The organism is Oceanobacillus caeni (assembly GCF_019037185.1).
Classification (GTDB): Bacteria; Bacillota; Bacilli; order Bacillales; family Amphibacillaceae; genus Oceanobacillus; species Oceanobacillus caeni.
On record NZ_JAHHXM010000003.1, the window covers coordinates 99,195 to 120,002 of the forward strand.

Consider the following 20,808-nt stretch of genomic DNA (forward strand, 5'->3'; position numbering starts at 1 on the left):
ATTATAATGTCGATATTTACTATAGTACATCAAGAAACTTGTATCGCTTGCGGAGCATGTGGAGCGGCAGCACCAGAAGTATTTGATTATGATGATGAGGGTATTTCGTACGTTATAATCGATGACAATAAAGGTACAAAATGTGTTCCCAATCAATATGTGGACGATGTGTTAGACGCATATGAAGGTTGTCCAACAGATTCTATTAAAATATCTAAAAAAACATTTGATGGTAATCCATTAAAATATGGAGAATGAATAAATACATCTTTATTATATGATAATCCAATGAAAATACCAGCTTGAAATCAAGTTGGTATTTTTTTCAGGTAATAAAGATTTGCATAAGTGCAACTAAGGCATTCGCTAAAGCCTAGCGAATGCCAAGTTTTCTAAAACATTTATTTCACTTCATGTAGATCAAAAATAATTTTATCGCCAGATTGTACGTTATATTCTGCTGGCTGAACAGTAAGTGGTTCATTATTTACCATAATAACCCATAGCAAATTTTCTTCCTCATTTGCTTTTTGTCTTTCGATGGAAGTGACTTGACCGTTTACTTGCTCTGTGAAAAAATTATTTTGCATCAACTCAAGTAAATTTTCGCCACCTTTAATAGGAATTTCTTCTTCGGTTATGTGTTCTTTCCCATTATTTTTAGAAATTGTAATTCGTACTAAATCATCAGCGACTTCTTCAGAATGTGTACTATTTGAAGTTTTGGTTGTCACATTATTTTCATTATTCTCTGAACATCCTGCAAAGATAATTAAAATAAAAAAGGTAGCTAGTACGAGAGTATGTTTCCCCACTTTTGTCACTTCCTTCAAGATTATTGATTTAAGTGCATGTTCAATAATGTATTTCTTTTCAAGGAGCAAGGAGTCTTGCCGACTTGTAACATCAAAGGGTCATTTTCACGGGACTTTTTGAACAACCCTTTTAAATGAAGAATTGCTTATCCCTTGGAATATTAAATGTAAATGTTGTACCTTGATGTAGTTTACTTTTAACACTTATGGACCCATTATGCGCATTAACAATGTTCTTAGCAATTGCCAATCCAAGCCCCGTTCCTTTTTTCTGTTTGTTTCTAGTTCTTGATTTATCAGCTTTGTAGAACCTTTCGAAAACAAATGGTAAATCTTCTTCAGGTATTCCACTACCATTGTCTTCAATCGATACAACCAGTTCATTTTCATTATTTTTTACGGATACCTTCACAAAACCATTTTCATCTGTATGGCGAATCGCATTATCAATTAGATTCGTGAAAATCTGTTCTACGCGGTCGGGATCTAATATGGCAGTATTACTCTTAATATGATTTTCAAATAGTAACTCTACTTGGTTATCCGCTGCAATTCCTTGGAATTTCTTTAAGATTCGTTCAACGAATGCTTGAATTTCTACTTCTTCTTTATTTAATTGGATATGTCCAGCTTCCATACGTGCTAAATCAAGTAATTCGTTTACTAATCTACCCATTCTTAACGATTCATCTTGAATAATCTTAGCGAGTTCATTTTTCTCTTCTTTACTTTCCGCGATATCATCTACAATCGCTTCACTATATCCTTGAAGCATAGATATAGGTGTTCTTAATTCATGAGATACATTCGCAATAAAGTCTTTTCGTAACTTGTCCAAACGTCTTTCTTCGGTCATATCACGAATAACTGCCACAGCTCCACGTACCTGTGATCCATCATATAGAGGTGTCATAAGCATCACATAGTTTCTACCTTGAATAACAATTTCACGTAGTACCTTATCCTCCCCACCAATAACCTCTTCCAAAACTTCTTTTAATTCAACAGGAAGCGGTTTATTAGAAAGATTTGTACTTACATTATGTTCAAAGTACCAGTTCTCTAAAAATTTCTCTGCTGGAGGATTAATAACAATCATGTCTCCATTTCGATTTAAAGTTACGACACCATCGGCCATAGATGTTACAATACTTGAAAACTGTTCTTTTTCTTGCCTGAGCGCATTTATATGAAACTTAAGTTGTCTACCCATACGATTGAATTCAATGGCTAGGTCACCAATTTCATCATGTGTCAAAATCGGTACTTTCGTATTAAACTCACCTCGGGTTAGTTCATGTGCTGCTTCTCGCATCTTAATTAACGGTGACGTGATACGCGTAGAAAGAAAGACAGCGAAAAATGTAGTTAAGACAAGTGCGATACCGGCGGCTAAATAAATAATTTTTCTAGTTTCTAATTTTGTTTGCTCTACTGCCTGTAAAGATTGATAAACAAAAACACCACCATTATTTAAGACAGGTTTTCCGACAATAATGGCATCCATATCACTATTTGGTAATGTAATTTGTTTCTTTAATTCCTTTGATTCCGTCATCACTTCCACTAATTCAGGATCATTCTTAATCCAATCTTCCTCTAATTTAAAAAGATGATTATCATTACTTTCCGAAACCCAAAAATCACCGTCCGGAAAAATAATAGCAACCCGATTAGTAGGGTCTTTTATTAAATCGACAGTCTCTTGAATTACACTATGATCTTCTTGTTCATCTACCAAATAAGAAATTTTAGTTGCTGTTTTCATCATACTTGTTTCAGCTTCATCCAAGTGGAAGTTCTCAAAAAACTGTAATAAAAAAATTGATAATATAAATAACACAAAGCAAACTAACAGTAAAATGGTTATTGCTAGTTTGCCTACTACACTACGCCAAAACATTATTTATCATCAACCTCAAACTTGTAACCGACACCCCATACCGTTACAATCATTTTTGCTGCTTCTTTAGAAACCTTACTCAATTTTTCCCTTAAACGCTTCACATGAGTATCCACAGTTCTCAAATCTCCAAAAAATTCATACTGCCAAACTTCTTTAAGCAAAACTTCACGATTGAAAACTTTATCAGGAGATTTAGCTAAAAAGCATAGTAATTCATATTCCTTCGGTGTTAAACTAACTTCCTGCCCTTCTGCAGTTACACGGTGTGCATCGTAGTCAATTGTAATATGAGGAAATACTAATAAATCCTTCGAAACGACATCTTGTTCATTAAAAGAAGATACGTTTACTCTTCGTAATAATGCTTTAACACGTAGGACTGCTTCACGTGGACTAAATGGTTTTACAATATAATCATCTGCACCTACTTCAAAACCTTGAACTCGGTTCGCCTCTTCCCCTTTAGCAGTTAACATGATTACCGGTGTAGATTTTTCTTTTCTTAATTTTTGACAAACCTCTATTCCATCCATTTCTGGCATCATGATATCTAAAATAATAACATGGTAGTTATTTTCTAATGCCATTTCGAGAGCATCTTTACCATTATCAGCTTCTTCGATTATATAATCCTCCCGCTCCAAATACATTCTAATTAATCTTCTAATTCTATCTTCATCATCAGCAATTAAAATTTTTGTTTCTTGTGACATAAATATCCCCCTAAAGCTCTATTATACTAATTATAAACGAAAGCAAGTAAAATGTATAAGAGGTTGTTCAAAAAGTCCTTTTCATCCTCTTTTTGAAAACACACTATAAAGAAACAGACGAGGTTAGAAGTACCTCGTCTTGTACACTTTTAAGCATAAGAATGTAATCCAGCTAACACTAAGTTAACAACAATTAGGTTAAACATAATAATTCCGAAACCTACCAAAGCAAGCCAAGCGGATTTTTTACCATGCCAACCTCTTGATAGTCGCAAATGCAAATATGCTGCGAAAAATAACCATGTAACTAACGCCCATACCTCTTTAGGGTCCCAGCCCCAAAATCTTCCCCAAGCAATTTCAGCCCAAATCGAAGCAAATATTAAACCGCCCAAGGTAAAAACTGGAAATCCTATTGCAACAGAACGATACTCTATCTCATCTAATAAATCTGCTTTCATATTTTTTAATAAAGGTTGAATAGTTGCACCAACGCGTTTTCTTAAGATCAATCTAGTAATCAAATAAATGACAGTTCCTGTGATAACAGACCAAATTAATGTATTAAATTTACGTCCCGCATCTTCACCTTGGAACCAAGCAGGTGTTTCAAACCATGGTTTCATGACATCTTCCGTTACTAATGTACCACCGTTAGGAGCCGCAATAGCAGGTAAATGATAATCGGTGGTGGCAGCGCTACTTCCTTGGCCATACTCAAAAGTAGCATTATAGTTCATAAAATTAAATGAAGTTGTAATAACAATGAAACCAATGAATACAAATAAAATATACATGACTATTTCCAACCATGTTGTTTCTTTACTTCTTACAGTTTGATCAACCTCTTTAATCAAGTACATTAAACCAACTACAAAGCTTATCCCAAGAATACCCTGACCTAATGCGACCGTTGTCACGTGTATATATAACCAGTGACTTTGCAACGAAGGCACTAATGGTGATATTTCAGTTGGAAACATACTTGCATAAGCGATAATGATCATGGCAATAGGAAGAGCGAATAAGCCTAAGAAACTGAGTTTATAATATGCATATAGAATAATAAAGCCAAGTACTAAAGCCATTCCTAGAAATGTTAGAAACTCAAACATATTACTTACTGGAGCATGTCCACTTGAAATCCATCTTGTTATAAAGTAAACAAGCTGTGCTAGGAATCCAATAATCGTAAGTGTGATGGCAATCTTTCCTGAAAATCCTTTTTTCTTATTATCTGTTTGTTTATCTTTAATAGTAGCACCAAAGAAAAATGTGGCAATTAAATACAAGATGAAAGCTGTATATAATGCCGTACTACTAATACTTAATAGATCCATAAAAAATTCCTCCTTGATCACTGCGAGAAAGATTAATTATCTTTTTCGCCAAGTTCTTGCTGATCTTCAACCATTTTAATATTTGTATTTTCGGTTACAGTTTCTATATCTTTCTTTAAGCCAAACCAATTTTTATTTGTATGGGCTGCCATTACCAATGAACCATCTTTTCTCTTATGGATCCATATTCTTCTATGTTGCCAATACATACCTTGAATGACACCAATCATAAAAATAACTGCACCAATACCAAAAAACGGTAAGGATCGATCGTACTTGAATGTTAGACCACTAACATCGTGCATCTCAAAATCCTCGATACCTAGCTTATATTTATTTTCCCCTGTTCCATCTATATTTCTTCCAATTCCAACAAAACTTACCTCAGGTTTTTCACTATCCTCACTGTAAACGGAAAATACAAAAGCAGGATTTCGTGGAAAATTGGTTTCAGAAGCTGGTATCCCATTATCATCTAAATAATAGTCTGGATAAAATTGATCCAAAACAACTTTAAAGCCATTACCAAGATCAAATTCAGGTTGAGGATTTCTTAAATCAACTGTAAAAGACCCTAATGATTTCTCGTCTGCATCCGATGTTTCATGTATTTTAAATGTCATCGAAGAAAATTCATTTAGTTGATACCCTGATTGAATTAAATCATATCCGTCGAAACTCAAAGGTTTATTCATTTGAATGGAATCCTCTACGACTGGCTCTAGTTCTGGTTCTTCACCGGGAATAGATCGATTTGCTTTATACACGACTACATCTGTTTGATAATTGCTAGCAACCATTCCTTCTTTACTTAAAGCGTCCTTAAATCTTTCATCATTTTCATCATGTGTCTCAAAAATAAAGTCTTTATTTTCAACATAATACTCTCCATTTGTACCAGGTAAAACCTCTGTTTCCCCTTCACGTACCCAAACATATTCATTCATAAAAAATAATGGGGTCGAACGTAAAATAGCTGCTATAAGGATAATGATTAAGCCAATATGGTTGACATATGGCCCCCACCTAGAGAATCGCCCTTTTTCTGCTAAAAGATAACCATCTTTCTCTTTAATATTATAACGACGTTTCTTTAATTGTTTTTTTACCGTTTCCAATTCTTCATCAGTGGCTGATTCAGTTTCGCTATATAACCGTTGTCTACTTAAAAAAGATTGATGTTTTTTTGGATTTTGATGTCTTAATGCTCTAAAAAGTGGTACAAATCTATCTAAACTACAAATAACTAATGATACCCCAATTAAAGCAATAAGTAACAAATACCACCACGATGAGTATAAATTATGTAAGCCTAGTTGATAGTATATAAGACCCAACACACCGTATTGACTTTCGTAGAATACAGCTGGATCACGATTTGGTGTATTTGCAGGTATGTACATTTCTTGCGGGAAAATGGTACCAATCATAGAAGCAATTAAAGCTAAGACAATTAACCATACCCCTACTTTAACAGAAGAAAAGAAACTCCAAATTCGATCCACAACGGATTTAGTATACGTTTTGGATCGCCTTGCTGTTCCATCATAACGCATATTTAATAGTTTTTTTCCTTCATTACCATCAATATGTTGGTTTTCCTCTATAGGCTTTCCACAGGATTCACAAAGTACGGTACCTAATGGATTAACATGACCACAATCACATTTAATTTGTTTCATTATTGATCCCTCACGTTTTATCGATAATGTAAAGTTCAACATATTCAGTAGAGTTTTCTTCCATCTTAATATGAATTGAACTAATCAGGGCTCTTCTGGCTATCCACCGCCACTTATAATTCTAGTTTTAAATAGGTGGTTACGACCAGTTAAGACGTGGTAATTTATTCTGGTAAAATATTTTGCAATGATCGCTCTAACTTTTCTAATGTTAGTGCTCCATTTACAACTTCTTTAATTTTGCCATCTGGACCAATAAAAAATGTACTTGGAATCGGTCCAACTTTGTATAGATCTCTAATTTCACCAGTTGTATCGTGTAATACTGGGAACGTTAAATCATGTTTATCAATAAAGCGGTTAATTACCAATTCCGTATTATCTAAACTAACCGCGAGAATCTCGATTCCTTTATCATGATACTCCGGGTATAAAGTTTCCATATAAGGCATTTCAGCTTCACATGGCTTACACCAAGTTCCCCAAAAGTTCAGCATTACCCCTTTTCCCTTTAAATCACTTAATTGAACGCTTTCTAAATTATTATTATGACTTACCTGTTTCAATTGGAAGTCTGGAGCGGTATCCCCAGCACGATAAATAGAATTATCTGCTTTAGAATTAGAAACAATAGCAAAAATAGTGGCTCCAATTAAGACTACTAAAATGATAGATCGAAAAATTAATCGATTTCTTTTTTTAGTTTTCTTTGACTCTTTTTTATTTTCCAAACTCAATTTCAATCACTCCTTATGCGAGTATAACATTTTTTAAGAAGATGAAATTTGTCAATAATTCAACATTTTAATTTTGATTTGCCAAGTTATACATTTGTTTAACCTCTTTAGGAGTTAATGGACGGTATTCACCACGTTTTAAACCATCTAAATTTAAAAAACCATATCTTTCTCTCTTTAATTTAACTACAGGGAAACCTAACCCTTCCATCATTCTTCTTACATGCCTATTTTTCCCTTCATGAAGCGTTAGTTCAATAACCGTAGTTTCTGCCTTTTTATCTGTTGATACAATTCTATAATCTACAGCCTTAAGTAAATCTTTTTCGGATTTTACCCCTTTTTTAAGTTGCATTAAATCAGCTTTTTTAAGTATTCCTTTTACTTTAGCTACATATACCTTATCAATTTGATGTCTTGGATGCATAAGTAAGTTAGCAAAATCACCATCGTTTGTCAGTAAGATAATTCCCGAAGTATCATAATCTAGCCTTCCTATTGGAAATACACGTTCCTCTACTTCTTCACTAAGTAAATCTGTAATTACCTTTCTTCCTTTATCATCTTTAACACTAGAGATAACTCCACGTGGTTTATACATAAGAAAATAAACTGGCAACTCTTTTTCGAGCGGAATCCCTTCCACTTCTACCTTGTCATGGTTAGACACTTTCGTACCTAAAACTGTTACCACTTCTCCGTTTACTTTTACCTTTCCGTCTAAAATTAATTGTTCTGCTTTTCTTCTAGAAGTTACTCCACTTTGAGCTATAACTTTTTGAAGTCTTTCCAAGTTGTTTGTCATTATATCACCATTCTTATTATTATTATTTTCATAAATAATAATAGCGTTAACATCATGTTAACGCTACTTTTTAGCATTACCCAAATATAAGGGTAACAATTATGATTGATGCAATTATACCAACTAAATCCGCTAAGAGTCCAACTTTTACAGCATATCTCATCTTTTTAATCCCTACCGCACCAAAATATACAGTTAATATGTACAAAGTGGTGTCTGTACTTCCTTGCATAGTTGACGCAAGTCTGCCGATAAAAGAATCAGGTCCATGTGTTGCAATTAATTCGGAAGTAACCCCCAAGGCTGCATTTCCGGAAATGGGTCTAACAAGTGCTAATGGGACAATATCCGGGGGAATTCCTATTGCAGTTAGTATGGGAGCAATTAAACCAATAGATGCATCCAAGGCCCCGGAACTCCTTAAAATAGAGATGGCGACCAACATTCCAACTAAAAAAGGAAGTAAAGAAAATGCTAATTGAACACCTTCCTTTCCTCCTTCAACGAATAATTCGTATGATGGAAGCTTTTTCCACTGTGCAACTCCTAGGACTAATAATAAAAAGCAAGGAATAAGCCAAGTGCTTATAGTAGTGACAATTCCCATCATTCCTTCCTCCTAAGGCTTCTGTAATAAAAGAAACGGTCCAATAATAATGCACTAGTTAATGCAGCGGCGGAAGCAATAATAGTAGTACCAACAATTTCAGTAGGTGAGCTGGAGTTGTATTGCATCCGAATGGCGATTACTGTTGATGGGATTAAAGTTAAGCCTGCAGTGTTTATAGCTAAAAATGTGATCATGGAACGAGATGCAGTATCTGTTCCGCTTAACTTTTTCATCTCTTCCATCGCTTTTATTCCAAGTGGTGTGGCTGCATTTCCTAGACCAAATATATTCGCTGTAAAATTGGATAAAATGTACCCCATTGCTGGATGATCTTTCGGAATCTCTGGAAATATTTTTACTACAATCGGACGTAACAGTTTTGCAAGCACTCTTAATATACCTGCTTCCTCTGCTATTTTCATAATCCCTAACCAAAACACTAGAATACTAATTAACCCAATAGATAGTTTTACAGCTTCATCCGCGCTTTCAAATAGAGCTTTGTTGACTTCTTCCATCGTTCCATTAAACATCGCATAAATAATACCAACTATTGCCATAAATGCCCATATTAAATTAACCATATATATCTACATCCCTGTTACTTTTTTATAAAATGAGAGGATTTCTGACATGAATGATTTCTTATTTGCATCTGATGAAACAGAGTCTTCAACCGCATATATTGGTGTTTCTGTAATTTCTTTATCATTTAAGTAGAATACTTTTTTTCCGATTATGTTATCTCCTGATGATGTATCAACATCTTTTAAAATATAATTCTTAAATGTTACGATATCCTCTTCATCGTCGGATAACGGATAATGAATTTTATCTCGTAAAAATCCTATTTGACTTTTATTTAAGTCTATTAAATTAAATTTTACTTCTCCTTTGTCTGTTAATGTTTTCATATCAAAGTTTTCAAAACCCCATTCATATAAGGACATATGATCTTTCCAGTCATCAGGTGCATTTAACGTGACGGCAATTAAATCCATACCGTCTTTACTAGCTGTTGAAACAAGCGTCCTTCCCGTTTTCTTTGTAAAACCGGTTTTTCCACCTGTACAATATTCATAATACTGAGTTAACAATTTATTTTTGTTTATCCAACTGTATGTTCTTCCATCTGATTTATAAGAAGTAGTGCCTGATATTTCTCTATACTTCTCATTATTCATCGCATATTGCGTTAATATCGCCATATCATATGCACTAGAATAATGATTATCTGAATCAAGACCATGTGGGTTATCGAAATGAGTATTTTCCATTCCTAACCATTTTGCCTTTTCATTCATGAGGTAGACAAATCCATCTAAACTACCTCCAACATGCTCGGCAATTGCCACCGCGGCATCATTACCAGACCGAAGCATTAACCCATAAACTAAATCCTCTAGCGTCATTTTTTCACCTTGTTCTAAATAAATAGAGGACCCCTCTGTATAAATTGCTTCTCTACTTACAGTCACTTTTTCTTTCATTTTTCCCGATTCAATTGCAATAATTGCCGTCATAATTTTAGTAATACTGGCGATGGATTCTTGGGAATGTGCATCTTTTTCGAATAATACTCGTCCAGTTGATTGTTCTATTAATACAGCATTATTTGCTGATACACCCGGTGCGGCAGAAGCTGCTTGTCCATTTGTAGAGATTAGCAAATTAGCAGCAAAGAATATTACGGTTAGTAATAAAATCTTTATTTTCATTTTTGGTTGTCCTCCCACGTGTATGGTATCCATACATTTTATGCATCAAATGAAGTGATATGAGCAATTTTCTTATTTAATGTTAATGTGATAAATCCTACCTACCAAAAAATCCATACATTAAAATTTAATGTATGGATTCATCATTCATTCTTATTCAGTTCTTCATTAAAATGTTCAAAAAATAAATCCGCTTCTTGATTCACTTCACTCGAATCGGAAACTTCATCCGGAAGAGAGGGTAACTCCTCTAGTGAAGTTAAACCGAAATAAGTAAGGAAATCTTTACTTGTTCCATACAAGATAGGTCTACCAACACTATCTTTTCTTCCGATTTCTTCAATTAACGATTTCGCTACAAGGGATTGAAGCGGACGATCACTCTTAACTCCACGTAATTCTTCAATTTCAGCTTTTGTAATTGGTTGTCTATAGGCAATGATTGCTAAAGTTTCAAGTGCTGCTTGAGACATTCGATTGGAATTTGGTGTTTCCAACAACTTTTTATAAAATTCACTATGCTCAGGTTTCGTGGTAAGATGAAGTACACCCTTTGATTCCATCATCATGATACCTCGATCTATTCGTTCATAATCGTATTTCAATTCTTCAATTAAGTGGGCAATCATTTCATCCGTGATATTTAAAATATTCTTCAATTGTTTGACTGTTATTCCGTCATCACCACTTGCAAAAATTAAACCTTCAACAACAGCCTTCCATTCTGTAACTTCCAAAATTATTCCTCCATAGAAAATACATATAACGTATCAAAATGTTGTTTTTGTTTACAATAAACCTCATGAACTTTCATTAATTCTAATATAGCAATGAAAGTAATAACAATGTGCGTTTTAGAAGGATATGGAAATAATTGATCAAAAGCAACACCATGATGAGATTTTTTAACCATTTTTAATACATCCTTCATTCGCTTTTCAATTGGAATCTCCGCTCTACTAACCTTCGTATCAAGTGGTTGATCCCATTTCTTTCTTTGAAACATTTTACCTAACGCATTGATCATGTCATATACCGATACATTCCCTTTAGAAACTGTTGTTTTATCCTGTATTAGTTCGTCAAATACAACAGGTGGCCTTGTATACGTATGAATGGCTTCTTCTTCTCTTTCTTTTAATTTTTCCGCTGCTTGTTTATATTTCCGATATTCAATTAACCGATTCATTAATTCTTCTCTCGGGTCTTCTACGTATTCATCCGTTTCATCAACTATTTCCTGTTTTGGTAATAACATTTGACTTTTAATTGCAACAAGAGTCGAGGCCATCACTAAATACTCACTTGCAATATTTAACTCTAAATATTTCATCGTATGTATATAATCCAAATATTGTTTTGTGATTTCAGCCATCGGGATGTCATAGATATCTATCTCATATTTATTTATTAAATGTAGCAATAAATCTAGTGGTCCTTCAAAGACATCTAACTTTACTTCGTAGGCTTGGTTCACCATATTTCTTACCTCTCTTTAGTTGCAATTTTAAGTTTTCGTGCTATTCGCCCATACAACATGGTAAATACCAACATAAGTTATTAATGTAAGACAAATGTTTATAAAACATTTGTTGAAGAAGAAAAAAGGAGGAATTTGTTTATGAGTCATGGATATAGCGGAGGATTCGCGTTAATCGTTGTATTGTTTATTCTTCTAATCATTGTTGGTGCCGCTTGGTTCTAAAATATATTAAGAAAAGCGTAAGCGCCCGTTTAGCAAAGTACGGTGAAGGAAGTCTCGCTAGTCGCTGGGTGCTGGAGCTAGACATTAAGCAGAAATATTTATATTATTCTATCCGCCAAGTTTTAAGCCAGCCCTCAGTGATGGGCTGGCTTTTATTGTTCTTCATTTTGAATATGATTATCTTTACATTTAAGATAGAACTCTTGGACGTCATCACTAGGTAAAACTTTATGTTCTCCGTCATAAAGTTTAATTAGTTCATTTATCATTTTCTTCCCTATCCCTAGATTCCGATGGGACGGATTAACGGAAACATGTTGGATAATAATGCAATTATTTTCTAACCGAACACCAGCTGCACCTAAGACATCATCGTCCTCTTTCCATAAATAAAGATTCCAATCAGGATTGGACTCATATTCTTTAATTGTATTCTGTAATTTTTTCACATCATTTTTTACATCTGGCATAAATGACAATAATCCCATGGCAATTTTTTCCATATTCTTTTTAAAACGAATTAACATAAAGACCCCTCTTAATAAAGACTAATAAAGGTTGTTCAAAAAGATCGGTGAGAAAGATACTGCGACGTACAGACAACCTTTGCAGCTAACGTCGGTATCCCCCCTATGTAGGAGAAGCGTAGTAATAGGACGTTGCGCATTTAGCTGACCTCGGTCCTTTCCATCCTCCTGTTGAACACGCACTAATAGAGCGTTTTGAACATCCTCTAATAGAGTTATTTTTCTTAAAGCCATAATTGACTATTGAAAAGTATATATATATTTATTGCATTAAATATGCATTTTGTCAAATGAACCTAAGAAGTAAAAAAGAATTAGTATCTATCTATTTTTGCCCTTCAGATATTAATTTATACACAATATACCCATCTGTGTACTTATTATTCATGTGTATCGGGATTATATTCATAGTAAACAACCAAATATTAAACCAAAAGCTTAACTCTATGTATAAATTTACTTCATAACTCAAATAAAAATATAATAATAACGCAATAATCCCATTTGAAAGTGGACCCAATAATGAAATGTAAATTAATTCCCTCTTTTTATAGTATGGATATCGTTTACTTATTGTGTGCCCACCTATAAAAAAGAGAGAATGGATTTCGATGTTTAAATCCAGTAGTGTTATTGCTACTAATCTTTTCCCTTTACCCATTTTTAACGTAATCTCATTAGCTTTGAGCGTTCTTGCCGCAATAGCATGGCCAAATTCATGAAAAAACGTACTTAAAGGTGCAATAATTAATACTAAAATGAATATTATCTGGATTAAATTCATCACAATAACTTACTCAGAATAAACTTTAACTTCTTTCATGACATCTCCATTTTTCATTGCTTTAGCGTGTTCGATTCCAGAAGTAACTTTTCCAAATACAGTATGAACGCCATCTAAATGTGGTTGGGGTTCGTGTACTATAAAGAATTGGCAACTTCCAGTGTCTCTTCCCGCATGCGCCATCGATAGTGAACCTTCTTCGTGTTTATGGGGGTTATTATCTGTCTCACATTTAATTGTATAGCCAGCATTTCCAGTTCCATTACCAATTGGACAACCACCTTGACTTACGAAACCAGGAATGACACGGTGGAAAGTTAAACCATCATAAAAGTTTTCGTTAGCAAGTTTTTCAAAGTTCGCTACTGTTCCAGGTGCCTCTTCTGGAAATAAATCGAATTCAATTTTATTTCCGTTTTCCATTAAAATATATCCTTTTTTAGCCATTTTACAATCTCCTTTTTCTGTTAATCATGTCTATTCTATCACTAATATAATTGATAGTCATCCCACGTTATAGGTAGGATAAATCATTTCTCACAACATCTTCCATCGTTTCGCGTTTTACTACCAATTTATCTACGCCATTCTCTACGAAGACGACTGCTGCATTAGGAATTCTATTATAATGACTTGCCATCGAGTAGTTATATGCACCTGTTGAAAAAACAGCTAATATATCACCATGTTCTACATTAGGTACAGATAGGTCCCAAATTAACATATCCCCCGATTCACAAGCTTTACCGGCGATAGACACTTCTTCTGTTACCGGTTGATTTGCTTTATTAGCAATTACTGCATCATATTTTGCTTGGTATAATGCGGGTCTAATATTATCTGTCATCCCACCGTTAACTGATACATATTTACGAATATCAGGAATATTTTTCATAGAACCAATTGTATATAATGTAATACCAGTATTCCCAACGATTGCTCTACCAGGTTCAATCCAAATCTCTGGCATTGATATATTCAATAAATTTACTTGGTTTCTAACTGACTTGATTAACTCTTCAACATAAATATTATAGGGTAAAGGCTGATCTTCCTTCGTGTATCTAATCCCAAACCCCCCACCTAAATTTAAAACTTCAGGTGTATAGTTATAACGCTCTTTCCACTTACCTAGTTCTTCAAATAATAGATCTACTGCAACCTTAAATCCATCTGTTTCGAATATTTGAGAACCTATATGACAATGAAGTCCTCTAAAATGAATGGTTTCGTGATTTAATAATTTTTGGAAAGCTTCTTCTGCTTGACCATTTTGTAAGTCAAATCCAAACTTTGAATCTTCATTACCTGTCATGATGTATTCATGCGTATGAGATTCAACCCCTGGTGTAACTCGGATTAATACATTAACTTTTTTACCGTATACTTTTGTTACTTGTTCAATTAATTCTATATCATAGAAATTATCGATTACAATACAGCCGATATCATGTTTGATCGCCATCGTAATTTCGTCTAAGCTTTTATTATTTCCGTGCAAATGTATTTTCTCTACTGGAAAATCAGCTAGTAAAGCTGTGTAAAGTTCTCCCTCTGAAACTACATCAAGACATAGGTTTTCTTGCTTTGCTACTTGCAGCATTGCTATAGAAGAAAATGCCTTACTTGCATATGCAACTTTCGCTTGTACTCCTAGTCTTTCGAAGGTTTCCACAAATGATCTTGCATTTTTTCTTATCATGGAGACATCGTAAACATAAAGGGGTGTTCCATATTTTTCTGCTAATTCGACTGTATCCATACCACCTATTTCAAGGTGACCATTTTTATTTATAGGAAAAGGATGGTACTCCGTAATCATAATTTTTATTCCCCCGATTATACGTAAAAATATAAAAATACTTTAACACACATAGACAAAAAACGAAAGAGCTAACGACATGGTTAGCCCTTTTTCATTGGTTGTCTATAAGTATTCTTCGGATGTACAATTCTTGGTCTCTTATTAGAATAAGGAACCGGAATCCTAAAGATAATATTAAACATTGCCTTTGCATTGAAAGGAAGGAAAGGCCATAGGTAAGGTGTTTTTAGTGATTGCAAGTTTATCAAATACATTATATGAATCAAGAATGCAATAACAAAACCTTTCACACCAAAGAAACCTGCTCCTAAAATTAAAAATAAACCTGCCAGCTTATTCGCAATACTAAGCTCATAGCTAGATGTAACATAAGTACCTATCGCACTTATTGACACGTAAAGAATAACTTCTGCGCTGAGCATTCCTACATCTATTGCGATTTGACCAATTAATACTGCCGCAATTAACCCCATAGAAGTTGCTAATGGTGTTGGCGTATGAATCGCAGCCATTCTTAAAAATTCGATTCCTAATTCTGCTAAAATGATTTGTACTAATATTGGAATATTACCTTCTTCATTTGGTCCAATATACGACAGCTCTTTAGGCAATAAAGTAGGGTCTAAAACAAACAGCAACCATAATGGTAAAAGATACAATGACATAAACACAGCTAAATAACGTATAAGACGTATAAACGTACCAACAGAGGGGGTCTGCCTATATTCTTCGGCATGCTGCATATGATGGAAAAAAGTTGTTGGTATGATAATGACACTTGGGGATGTGTCTACCATAACAATAACATGTCCTTCAAGCAAATGGCTTACAGCTACATCAGGTCTTTCTGTATATCTTACTAATGGATAAGGGTTCCATTTTTTATCACTAAAAAATTCATCAACTGCCTTATCTGCCATTGCAATTCCATCAACTTCAATAGACTCCACTTTTTCTTTAATTAAATCAACTAAATCGTCATCCGCTATATCTTGGACATAGCTAATACATACATCAGTTTTTGAACGTTCTCCAACCTTTAGCATTTCATTACGTAATCGTTCATCCCGTATTCTTCTACGTGTTAAAGCAGTATTTTCGATAATATTTTCGGTATAACCGTCCCTCGATCCGCGAATCACTTTCTCAGTGTCTGGTTCTTCTGGTGTCCTTCCCGGATACGTTCTAACATCAACGATAAAAGCTTGCTTTTCACCATCTACAAAAAAAGCAACCAATCCCGATAAAACTTGGTCAACTACCTCATCCATCGTATTTACCGCTTCTACTTGCTGATGGATTAAACGATTCTCGATGATTTCAGGTAACTTTTTCTTATTACTTTCAACATCATTAATTCCAATCATAATTTCCAAAAGTTCTTGTATTGTTGATGTATCACACAATCCATTTACATAATAAAGTTGAACTTTCTTTTTTAATATAATAAATTCTCGAAAACCTACGTCGAAAGAGACATTTATACCTATTCTTTTTTCCATGTATTCTTGGTTGCGAATTATATTAGCCGACACGGGCATTTTATCATTTTTCTTCTTCATCGTTTAAACACTCCACTCTCATTACAACCTAACCAAAATAGTCCATTGAAATAACGAACCAACTATCTTACCAAACATAATAGCCATGAGTAGAATAAGCAGACTATTTTCTAGGCGTATTCTTCTTGTTATAACTGGAAAAACATTTAATACCTCTGTCAGTGCAGCGGCGAGCATTCCATTGAAGATCCCATGAAATAATCCCCAAACCACTAAAATGAGTACGGGTTGATTTAGATTAACATTGGCAAAAGATAAGTATGATCCCATAATTAAACCAAGAACCACACAAGCGGTGTAAAATTTGATTAGCTTATAAGATTTTGTTAGTTGTAATAACCTTGGGATAATTTTTAATACCGTTATAAAAGCAACAAATCCACCACCTACAGCAAGACCTCCACTAAAACCAATAAGGACTTGAATAAAATTAATTAGAAGGTTCTCTAACATTTAAACTATTTTCTTTATGACTCAAATAATTATCAAGGTCTTGTTGATAGTTAAAAATTTCAACTTCTAGTGGACTTGGTTCTTCATTAAAGCGTTTATTAAACCAGTGATTAAAAAAAAGGATTGTTCCTAAGCCTAATCCTATGGAATAAGGTATTTGAATCCATAATGGAAATTCGTTTTCTTCACCAGTTAATAATAGATGAAGCTTTTGTTGCACTTCCTGCATACTAACATCATAATGAAAGTTCATAATTGTCATCGCAGTACCAATAAACAATACAAGCCACACGCATGCTACAAGGAAGACAGAATTGGTTTTTTTACTCGAAATTACTCTAACAATGCTCTGATTTGGTCCTACAAGTTGAATCTCTACATCTTCATAACTTTTAGTTAAATGTTCTATTAATAAAAAACTATCGATTACTACTAAATTTTTATCCTTTTTCGTTAGGCGATAAATTGGTGTATTTTCTAATTTCTTCTTTAATGAAGTGTCAGCTGTTGAAACATAAGCAATGTCTTTTAAAAAAATTTCACATAAGTTAGGGAAGTTGGCATTTTTTTTCATCCGTAAATATACAATGTTCGTCAAGGTCATCCCATCCTTAAATAAATGAACTGTACGTTTAGTATTACCAAGTAAAGACTTTTTATCAGTACAATTTCAAACAGAAAAAACCACCACATTAATGTGATGGCTTTTTCGAACTCCTCTACAAATCCATATTACCTTTCATTTCTTTTAATATTTTCTTCTCAAGTCTAGATACTTGTACTTGAGAAATACCTAATCTATCTGCAACTTCGGTTTGGGTTTGATCTTTATAATATCGTAAGTAAATAATAAGTCGTTCCCTTTCATTTAAATTCTTAATTGCTTCTTGCAATGTTAATTTATCAAACCATTTTGTATCAGTGTCTGCTATTTGGTCTAATAATGTAATAGGATCCCCATCATTTTCAAATACAGTTTCATGAATGGAATGCGGAGATTTAGATGCTTCTTGTGCATGAACGACATCTTCTGGTGTTATTTCTAAAGCCTCCGCAATTTCATTAACTGTTGGTGATCGTCCTAATTGTTTCGTTAATTCATCTTTTTTTCTTCTTATTTTATTTCCAATTTCCTTTAAAGAGCGACTAACCTTTATACTTCCATCATCCCTAATAAAACGTTGAATTTCTCCAATAATCATCGGTACCGCATAAGTAGAAAATTTAACGTCAAAGGAAAGGTCAAATTTATCAATCGACTTTATTAGTCCGATACTCCCTATTTGAAATAGATCATCTGGATCATAACCCCTATTAATAAAACGCTGAACAACTGACCAAACAAGCCGGATATTCTTTTCTACTAATATATCTCTTGCTTCTTTATTCCCTTGTTGGCTCTGTAAAATATAATCTTTTACTTGTTCATCCGTTAAGGTTTCTTCACCCTTTGTCTTTTTTACATTTACATTCATAGGCACATATCCTAATTATAAACCGTCTTTGATTTTACTAGTTGCTTTCTCATGTAGAGCGTAGTTCCATCGGATTTTGAAGAAGTGACCTTAACAGAGTCCATAAAGTTCTCGATAATAGTAAAGCCCATTCCAGACCTTTCTAGTTCAGGTTTTGAAGTATATAAAGGTTGTCTCGCTTGATCAATATCACCAATTCCGATTCCAAAATCTTTCACCGTTATTTCAATTTCATCATTTTCAATGACACACTTAATCATCACTTTATGATCAGGTTCGTTGTTATATCCGTGTATGATGGCATTCGTTACCGCTTCTGAGACCACTGTTTTAATTTCTGTTAACTCGTCCATCGTAGGATCTAACTGAGAAATAAACGCGCCAACCGTAACCCTTGCAAATGCCTCATTTTCACTTTTACTAGAAAATTCTACAACCATTTCATTTCTCATGAAGCCACCCCCAAAGTTTCTAACGCAAATGCTTCATTTTCTTCTAAGCGAATAATCTTAAATAATCCAGACATTTCAAACAAACGTTTGACCGTTGGAGAAATGGAACATACGACCATCTCTCCACCTAATTGTAAAACCTCTTTATATCGGCCAAGAATAACTCCTAGACCCGAACTGTCCATAAAAGAAACATTTTCTAAATTTAAAATGACATGCTTAATTGGATTTTTATACATCATGTCCTTCCACTTATCCCGTAAGCTTTCTGCTTCATGGTGGTCTAATTCACCTGACAGTCTAACGATTAATACATCTTCTTTTACATCAAAAACTGAATGCAGCCCCATCCTAAAAAATCTCCTCCTTACATTCTTCTGTATTTCTTCTTCTTGATGACAAGGGCTAATTCCTGCTTTATGACAAAAGAAGTCCTTATTCGTCTAAATTAGAAGATATTATTAATTTTTCGCCATTTCTTGCAGTGTTCGTTTTAACAAAGTGAAATAGGATGCTTGGGTGACATCATTATTTACCGTTAGTGGAATTTCTGAAATAATTTCATTTCCATTTTTAACGGTTAATGTACCTACTTCATCTCCTCTATTTATAGGTAAAGTAAACTTTTCTTTCAATTTCATTTCTGTTGTTACCTCTTCAGTAGACTCTCCTTTTTTATGTAATGTACTAACAGATTCAGGAACAATTATTTCAATATTGTCTTCTTCCGCTTTAATTAATTTTAAGTTTGAAACAACCTGATCCTTTTCAAATAATTGTTGTGTTTCAAATTGATTAAACGCAAAGTCAAGCATACTAGAAATGGTTGCATTTCTTTCCTTTGTAGTATTTGCACCCATTACAACGGCGATGACACGCATATCATTCTTTTCTGCCGTAGCAGTTAAGCAATATTTTGCTTCATTTGTGTAACCTGTTTTTAATCCGTCTACTCCTGGATAGAATTTCACTAATTTATTCGTATTCACGAGCCAAAATTCATTTTCTTTTCCTTTTCTTAAATAATCCTCATAAATCGATGTATAATTTGTAATATCCTCATATTTTAATAATTCTTTTGCAATCATTGCCATATCATATGAAGTGCTGTAATGATCATCACTTGGTAAACCAGTCGTATTTTGGAACTTCGTATTTTTCAAACCAAGTTCTTTCACTTTTTCATTCATTCTTTTCACAAAGGCTTCTTCACTTCCTGCAAGTCGTTCAGCTATTGCAACGCTAGCATCATTTCCAGAAGCAACAGCTATTCCTTTTAATAAATCATCTACGGACATTTCTTCCCCCGCTTCAAGGAATATTTGGGAACCTCCCATTGATGCGGCCCGCTCACTTACTCGAATCATTTCATTTTTCTTTAAGTCCCCGTGATCTATTGCCTCCATAATAAGTAGTAGTGTCATTAATTTTGTCATACTAGCTGGCGGAAGTACTTCATGGGCATTTTTGTCGAATAAAATAGTTCCGGTATCTCTTTCTATCAAGATAGCCGATTTTGCATCAGGAGCTAGATTTAAGGATTCGCTTTTTTCATCTTCCGGCTTTTCTTCCGCAAAGACTGGCAATCCTAATACAAATAATGAAAAAATCATGCTGATAATGAGAATACACTTTTTCATAGTTTTACCTCCAAACTCAATATAACTTTATTTTTTCCATCTTTATATCGAAATATACA

The 20,808-nt window shown here is 33.9% G+C and carries 25 protein-coding genes; 2 read left to right on the top strand and 23 right to left on the bottom strand.

The genetic code is table 11. The features are described 5' to 3' along the window. The first annotated feature begins 6 nt into the window (after positions 1–6). Positions 7–258: a ferredoxin gene (locus KM885_RS03030; protein WP_047184992.1), complete on the top strand. Its 252-nt coding sequence runs from the start codon at positions 7–9 to the stop codon at positions 256–258. Positions 259–401: 143 nt separating this feature from the next. On the opposite strand, the gene KM885_RS18180 is transcribed toward KM885_RS03030, so the two are convergent. The 12 genes from KM885_RS18180 to KM885_RS03090 all read right to left on the bottom strand — a co-directional run bounded on the left by KM885_RS18180 (position 402) and on the right by KM885_RS03090 (position 11,803). Then, on the bottom strand, positions 402–815 hold the full coding sequence (locus KM885_RS18180; RefSeq protein ID WP_052771695.1) for a DUF4430 domain-containing protein: 414 nt from the start codon (positions 813–815) through the stop codon (positions 402–404). Positions 816–945: 130 nt separating this feature from the next. Next, complete coding sequence (locus KM885_RS03040; RefSeq protein WP_047184991.1) at positions 946–2,718, bottom strand: ATP-binding protein; 1,773 nt, start codon at positions 2,716–2,718, stop codon at positions 946–948. After that, positions 2,718–3,434 carry a response regulator transcription factor gene (locus KM885_RS03045; protein WP_047184990.1) on the bottom strand — a complete coding sequence of 239 codons (717 nt, stop codon included), beginning with the start codon at positions 3,432–3,434 and terminating at the stop codon, positions 2,718–2,720. Before KM885_RS03045 ends, KM885_RS03040 begins: the two co-directional genes overlap by 1 nt. 149 nt (positions 3,435–3,583) lie before the next feature. Beyond that, positions 3,584–4,774, bottom strand: coding sequence for a c-type cytochrome biogenesis protein CcsB (gene ccsB, locus KM885_RS03050; RefSeq protein WP_047184989.1), 1,191 nt, complete (start codon positions 4,772–4,774; stop codon positions 3,584–3,586). A 32-nt stretch (positions 4,775–4,806) separates the two neighbouring features. Continuing rightward, positions 4,807–6,456, bottom strand: a complete 1,650-nt coding sequence (gene resB / locus KM885_RS03055; protein ID WP_216883505.1) for a cytochrome c biogenesis protein ResB — start codon at positions 6,454–6,456, stop codon at positions 4,807–4,809. Positions 6,457–6,620: 164 nt separating this feature from the next. Further along, the gene (gene resA, locus KM885_RS03060; RefSeq protein WP_204798100.1) at positions 6,621–7,193 is read right to left on the bottom strand and encodes a thiol-disulfide oxidoreductase ResA; all 573 of its coding nucleotides are present in this window, start codon (positions 7,191–7,193) and stop codon (positions 6,621–6,623) included. A 67-nt stretch (positions 7,194–7,260) separates the two neighbouring features. Beyond that, positions 7,261–7,998: a pseudouridine synthase gene (locus KM885_RS03065; RefSeq protein ID WP_047184986.1), complete on the bottom strand. Its 738-nt coding sequence runs from the start codon at positions 7,996–7,998 to the stop codon at positions 7,261–7,263. 76 nt (positions 7,999–8,074) lie between these two features. Continuing rightward, positions 8,075–8,605: a spore maturation protein gene (locus KM885_RS03070; RefSeq protein WP_060668725.1), complete on the bottom strand. Its 531-nt coding sequence runs from the start codon at positions 8,603–8,605 to the stop codon at positions 8,075–8,077. Beyond that, positions 8,605–9,192: a nucleoside recognition domain-containing protein gene (locus KM885_RS03075; protein ID WP_216883506.1), complete on the bottom strand. Its 588-nt coding sequence runs from the start codon at positions 9,190–9,192 to the stop codon at positions 8,605–8,607. The genes KM885_RS03070 and KM885_RS03075 overlap by 1 nt, the downstream gene beginning before the upstream one ends. Positions 9,193–9,198: 6 nt before the next feature. Further along, positions 9,199–10,326, bottom strand: a complete 1,128-nt coding sequence (locus KM885_RS03080) for a D-alanyl-D-alanine carboxypeptidase family protein (RefSeq protein ID WP_047184983.1) — start codon at positions 10,324–10,326, stop codon at positions 9,199–9,201. Positions 10,327–10,469: 143 nt separating this feature from the next. Beyond that, the gene (scpB, locus tag KM885_RS03085; RefSeq protein WP_047184982.1) at positions 10,470–11,063 is read right to left on the bottom strand and encodes an SMC-Scp complex subunit ScpB; all 594 of its coding nucleotides are present in this window, start codon (positions 11,061–11,063) and stop codon (positions 10,470–10,472) included. Between the two features lie 2 nt (positions 11,064–11,065). Beyond that, entirely contained in the window at positions 11,066–11,803 is a 738-nt protein-coding gene (locus KM885_RS03090) for a segregation/condensation protein A (RefSeq protein ID WP_060668731.1), read from the bottom strand. A gap of 144 nt (positions 11,804–11,947) precedes the next feature. On the opposite strand from KM885_RS03090, the gene KM885_RS03095 reads away from it, so the two are divergent. Then, positions 11,948–12,031, top strand: a complete 84-nt coding sequence (locus KM885_RS03095) for a YjcZ family sporulation protein (protein ID WP_060668722.1) — start codon at positions 11,948–11,950, stop codon at positions 12,029–12,031. Positions 12,032–12,183: 152 nt separating this feature from the next. Here KM885_RS03095 and KM885_RS03100 read toward each other — a convergent pair whose 3' ends face one another. The 11 genes from KM885_RS03100 to KM885_RS03150 all read right to left on the bottom strand — a co-directional run bounded on the left by KM885_RS03100 (position 12,184) and on the right by KM885_RS03150 (position 20,749). After that, positions 12,184–12,558 (bottom strand): GNAT family N-acetyltransferase, encoded by a 375-nt coding sequence (locus KM885_RS03100; protein ID WP_060668721.1) that lies wholly within the window; start codon positions 12,556–12,558, stop codon positions 12,184–12,186. A 325-nt stretch (positions 12,559–12,883) separates the two neighbouring features. Next, positions 12,884–13,342, bottom strand: coding sequence for a M50 family metallopeptidase (locus KM885_RS03105; protein WP_047184980.1), 459 nt, complete (start codon positions 13,340–13,342; stop codon positions 12,884–12,886). Positions 13,343–13,351: 9 nt separating this feature from the next. Then, positions 13,352–13,789: a peptidylprolyl isomerase gene (locus tag KM885_RS03110; protein WP_047184979.1), complete on the bottom strand. Its 438-nt coding sequence runs from the start codon at positions 13,787–13,789 to the stop codon at positions 13,352–13,354. A 67-nt stretch (positions 13,790–13,856) separates the two neighbouring features. Further along, positions 13,857–15,164, bottom strand: a complete 1,308-nt coding sequence (lysA, locus tag KM885_RS03115; RefSeq protein ID WP_204798098.1) for a diaminopimelate decarboxylase — start codon at positions 15,162–15,164, stop codon at positions 13,857–13,859. An 83-nt stretch (positions 15,165–15,247) separates the two neighbouring features. Then, positions 15,248–16,729 (bottom strand): spore germination protein, encoded by a 1,482-nt coding sequence (locus KM885_RS03120; RefSeq protein ID WP_204798097.1) that lies wholly within the window; start codon positions 16,727–16,729, stop codon positions 15,248–15,250. A 21-nt stretch (positions 16,730–16,750) separates the two neighbouring features. Continuing rightward, the gene (locus KM885_RS03125) at positions 16,751–17,182 is read right to left on the bottom strand and encodes a stage V sporulation protein AB (protein WP_047183900.1); all 432 of its coding nucleotides are present in this window, start codon (positions 17,180–17,182) and stop codon (positions 16,751–16,753) included. After that, positions 17,160–17,780, bottom strand: coding sequence for a stage V sporulation protein AA (locus tag KM885_RS03130; protein ID WP_165589205.1), 621 nt, complete (start codon positions 17,778–17,780; stop codon positions 17,160–17,162). The genes KM885_RS03125 and KM885_RS03130 overlap by 23 nt, the downstream gene beginning before the upstream one ends. 121 nt (positions 17,781–17,901) lie before the next feature. After that, on the bottom strand, positions 17,902–18,657 hold the full coding sequence (sigF, locus tag KM885_RS03135; RefSeq protein ID WP_047183898.1) for an RNA polymerase sporulation sigma factor SigF: 756 nt from the start codon (positions 18,655–18,657) through the stop codon (positions 17,902–17,904). An 11-nt stretch (positions 18,658–18,668) separates the two neighbouring features. Next, on the bottom strand, positions 18,669–19,109 hold the full coding sequence (gene spoIIAB, locus KM885_RS03140) for an anti-sigma F factor (RefSeq protein WP_047183897.1): 441 nt from the start codon (positions 19,107–19,109) through the stop codon (positions 18,669–18,671). Then, entirely contained in the window at positions 19,106–19,459 is a 354-nt protein-coding gene (gene spoIIAA, locus KM885_RS03145; protein WP_047183896.1) for an anti-sigma F factor antagonist, read from the bottom strand. The genes spoIIAB and spoIIAA overlap by 4 nt, the downstream gene beginning before the upstream one ends. 111 nt (positions 19,460–19,570) lie before the next feature. Continuing rightward, on the bottom strand, positions 19,571–20,749 hold the full coding sequence (locus tag KM885_RS03150; protein ID WP_047183895.1) for a D-alanyl-D-alanine carboxypeptidase family protein: 1,179 nt from the start codon (positions 20,747–20,749) through the stop codon (positions 19,571–19,573). Between the last annotated feature and the right edge of the window lie 59 nt (positions 20,750–20,808).

What these genes read in the sequence shown, in the direction of transcription:
- KM885_RS03030 (WP_047184992.1), top strand. Translation starts at nt 7, where the DNA reads ATGTCGATATTTACTATAGTACATCAAGAAACTTGTATCGCTTGCGGA.
- KM885_RS03040 (WP_047184991.1), bottom strand. Translation starts at nt 2,718, where the DNA reads ATGTTTTGGCGTAGTGTAGTAGGCAAACTAGCAATAACCATTTTACTG.
- KM885_RS03045 (WP_047184990.1), bottom strand. Translation starts at nt 3,434, where the DNA reads ATGTCACAAGAAACAAAAATTTTAATTGCTGATGATGAAGATAGAATT.
- ccsB (WP_047184989.1), bottom strand. Translation starts at nt 4,774, where the DNA reads ATGGATCTATTAAGTATTAGTAGTACGGCATTATATACAGCTTTCATC.
- resB (WP_216883505.1), bottom strand. Translation starts at nt 6,456, where the DNA reads ATGAAACAAATTAAATGTGATTGTGGTCATGTTAATCCATTAGGTACC.
- KM885_RS03065 (WP_047184986.1), bottom strand. Translation starts at nt 7,998, where the DNA reads ATGACAAACAACTTGGAAAGACTTCAAAAAGTTATAGCTCAAAGTGGA.
- KM885_RS03070 (WP_060668725.1), bottom strand. Translation starts at nt 8,605, where the DNA reads ATGGGAATTGTCACTACTATAAGCACTTGGCTTATTCCTTGCTTTTTA.
- KM885_RS03075 (WP_216883506.1), bottom strand. Translation starts at nt 9,192, where the DNA reads ATGGTTAATTTAATATGGGCATTTATGGCAATAGTTGGTATTATTTAT.
- KM885_RS03080 (WP_047184983.1), bottom strand. Translation starts at nt 10,326, where the DNA reads ATGAAAATAAAGATTTTATTACTAACCGTAATATTCTTTGCTGCTAAT.
- KM885_RS03095 (WP_060668722.1), top strand. Translation starts at nt 11,948, where the DNA reads ATGAGTCATGGATATAGCGGAGGATTCGCGTTAATCGTTGTATTGTTT.
- KM885_RS03100 (WP_060668721.1), bottom strand. Translation starts at nt 12,558, where the DNA reads ATGTTAATTCGTTTTAAAAAGAATATGGAAAAAATTGCCATGGGATTA.
- KM885_RS03105 (WP_047184980.1), bottom strand. Translation starts at nt 13,342, where the DNA reads ATGAATTTAATCCAGATAATATTCATTTTAGTATTAATTATTGCACCT.
- KM885_RS03110 (WP_047184979.1), bottom strand. Translation starts at nt 13,789, where the DNA reads ATGGCTAAAAAAGGATATATTTTAATGGAAAACGGAAATAAAATTGAA.
- lysA (WP_204798098.1), bottom strand. Translation starts at nt 15,164, where the DNA reads ATGATTACGGAGTACCATCCTTTTCCTATAAATAAAAATGGTCACCTT.
- KM885_RS03120 (WP_204798097.1), bottom strand. Translation starts at nt 16,729, where the DNA reads ATGAAGAAGAAAAATGATAAAATGCCCGTGTCGGCTAATATAATTCGC.
- KM885_RS03125 (WP_047183900.1), bottom strand. Translation starts at nt 17,182, where the DNA reads ATGTTAGAGAACCTTCTAATTAATTTTATTCAAGTCCTTATTGGTTTT.
- sigF (WP_047183898.1), bottom strand. Translation starts at nt 18,657, where the DNA reads ATGAATGTAAATGTAAAAAAGACAAAGGGTGAAGAAACCTTAACGGAT.
- spoIIAB (WP_047183897.1), bottom strand. Translation starts at nt 19,109, where the DNA reads ATGAGAAATGAAATGGTTGTAGAATTTTCTAGTAAAAGTGAAAATGAG.
- spoIIAA (WP_047183896.1), bottom strand. Translation starts at nt 19,459, where the DNA reads ATGGGGCTGCATTCAGTTTTTGATGTAAAAGAAGATGTATTAATCGTT.
- KM885_RS03150 (WP_047183895.1), bottom strand. Translation starts at nt 20,749, where the DNA reads ATGAAAAAGTGTATTCTCATTATCAGCATGATTTTTTCATTATTTGTA.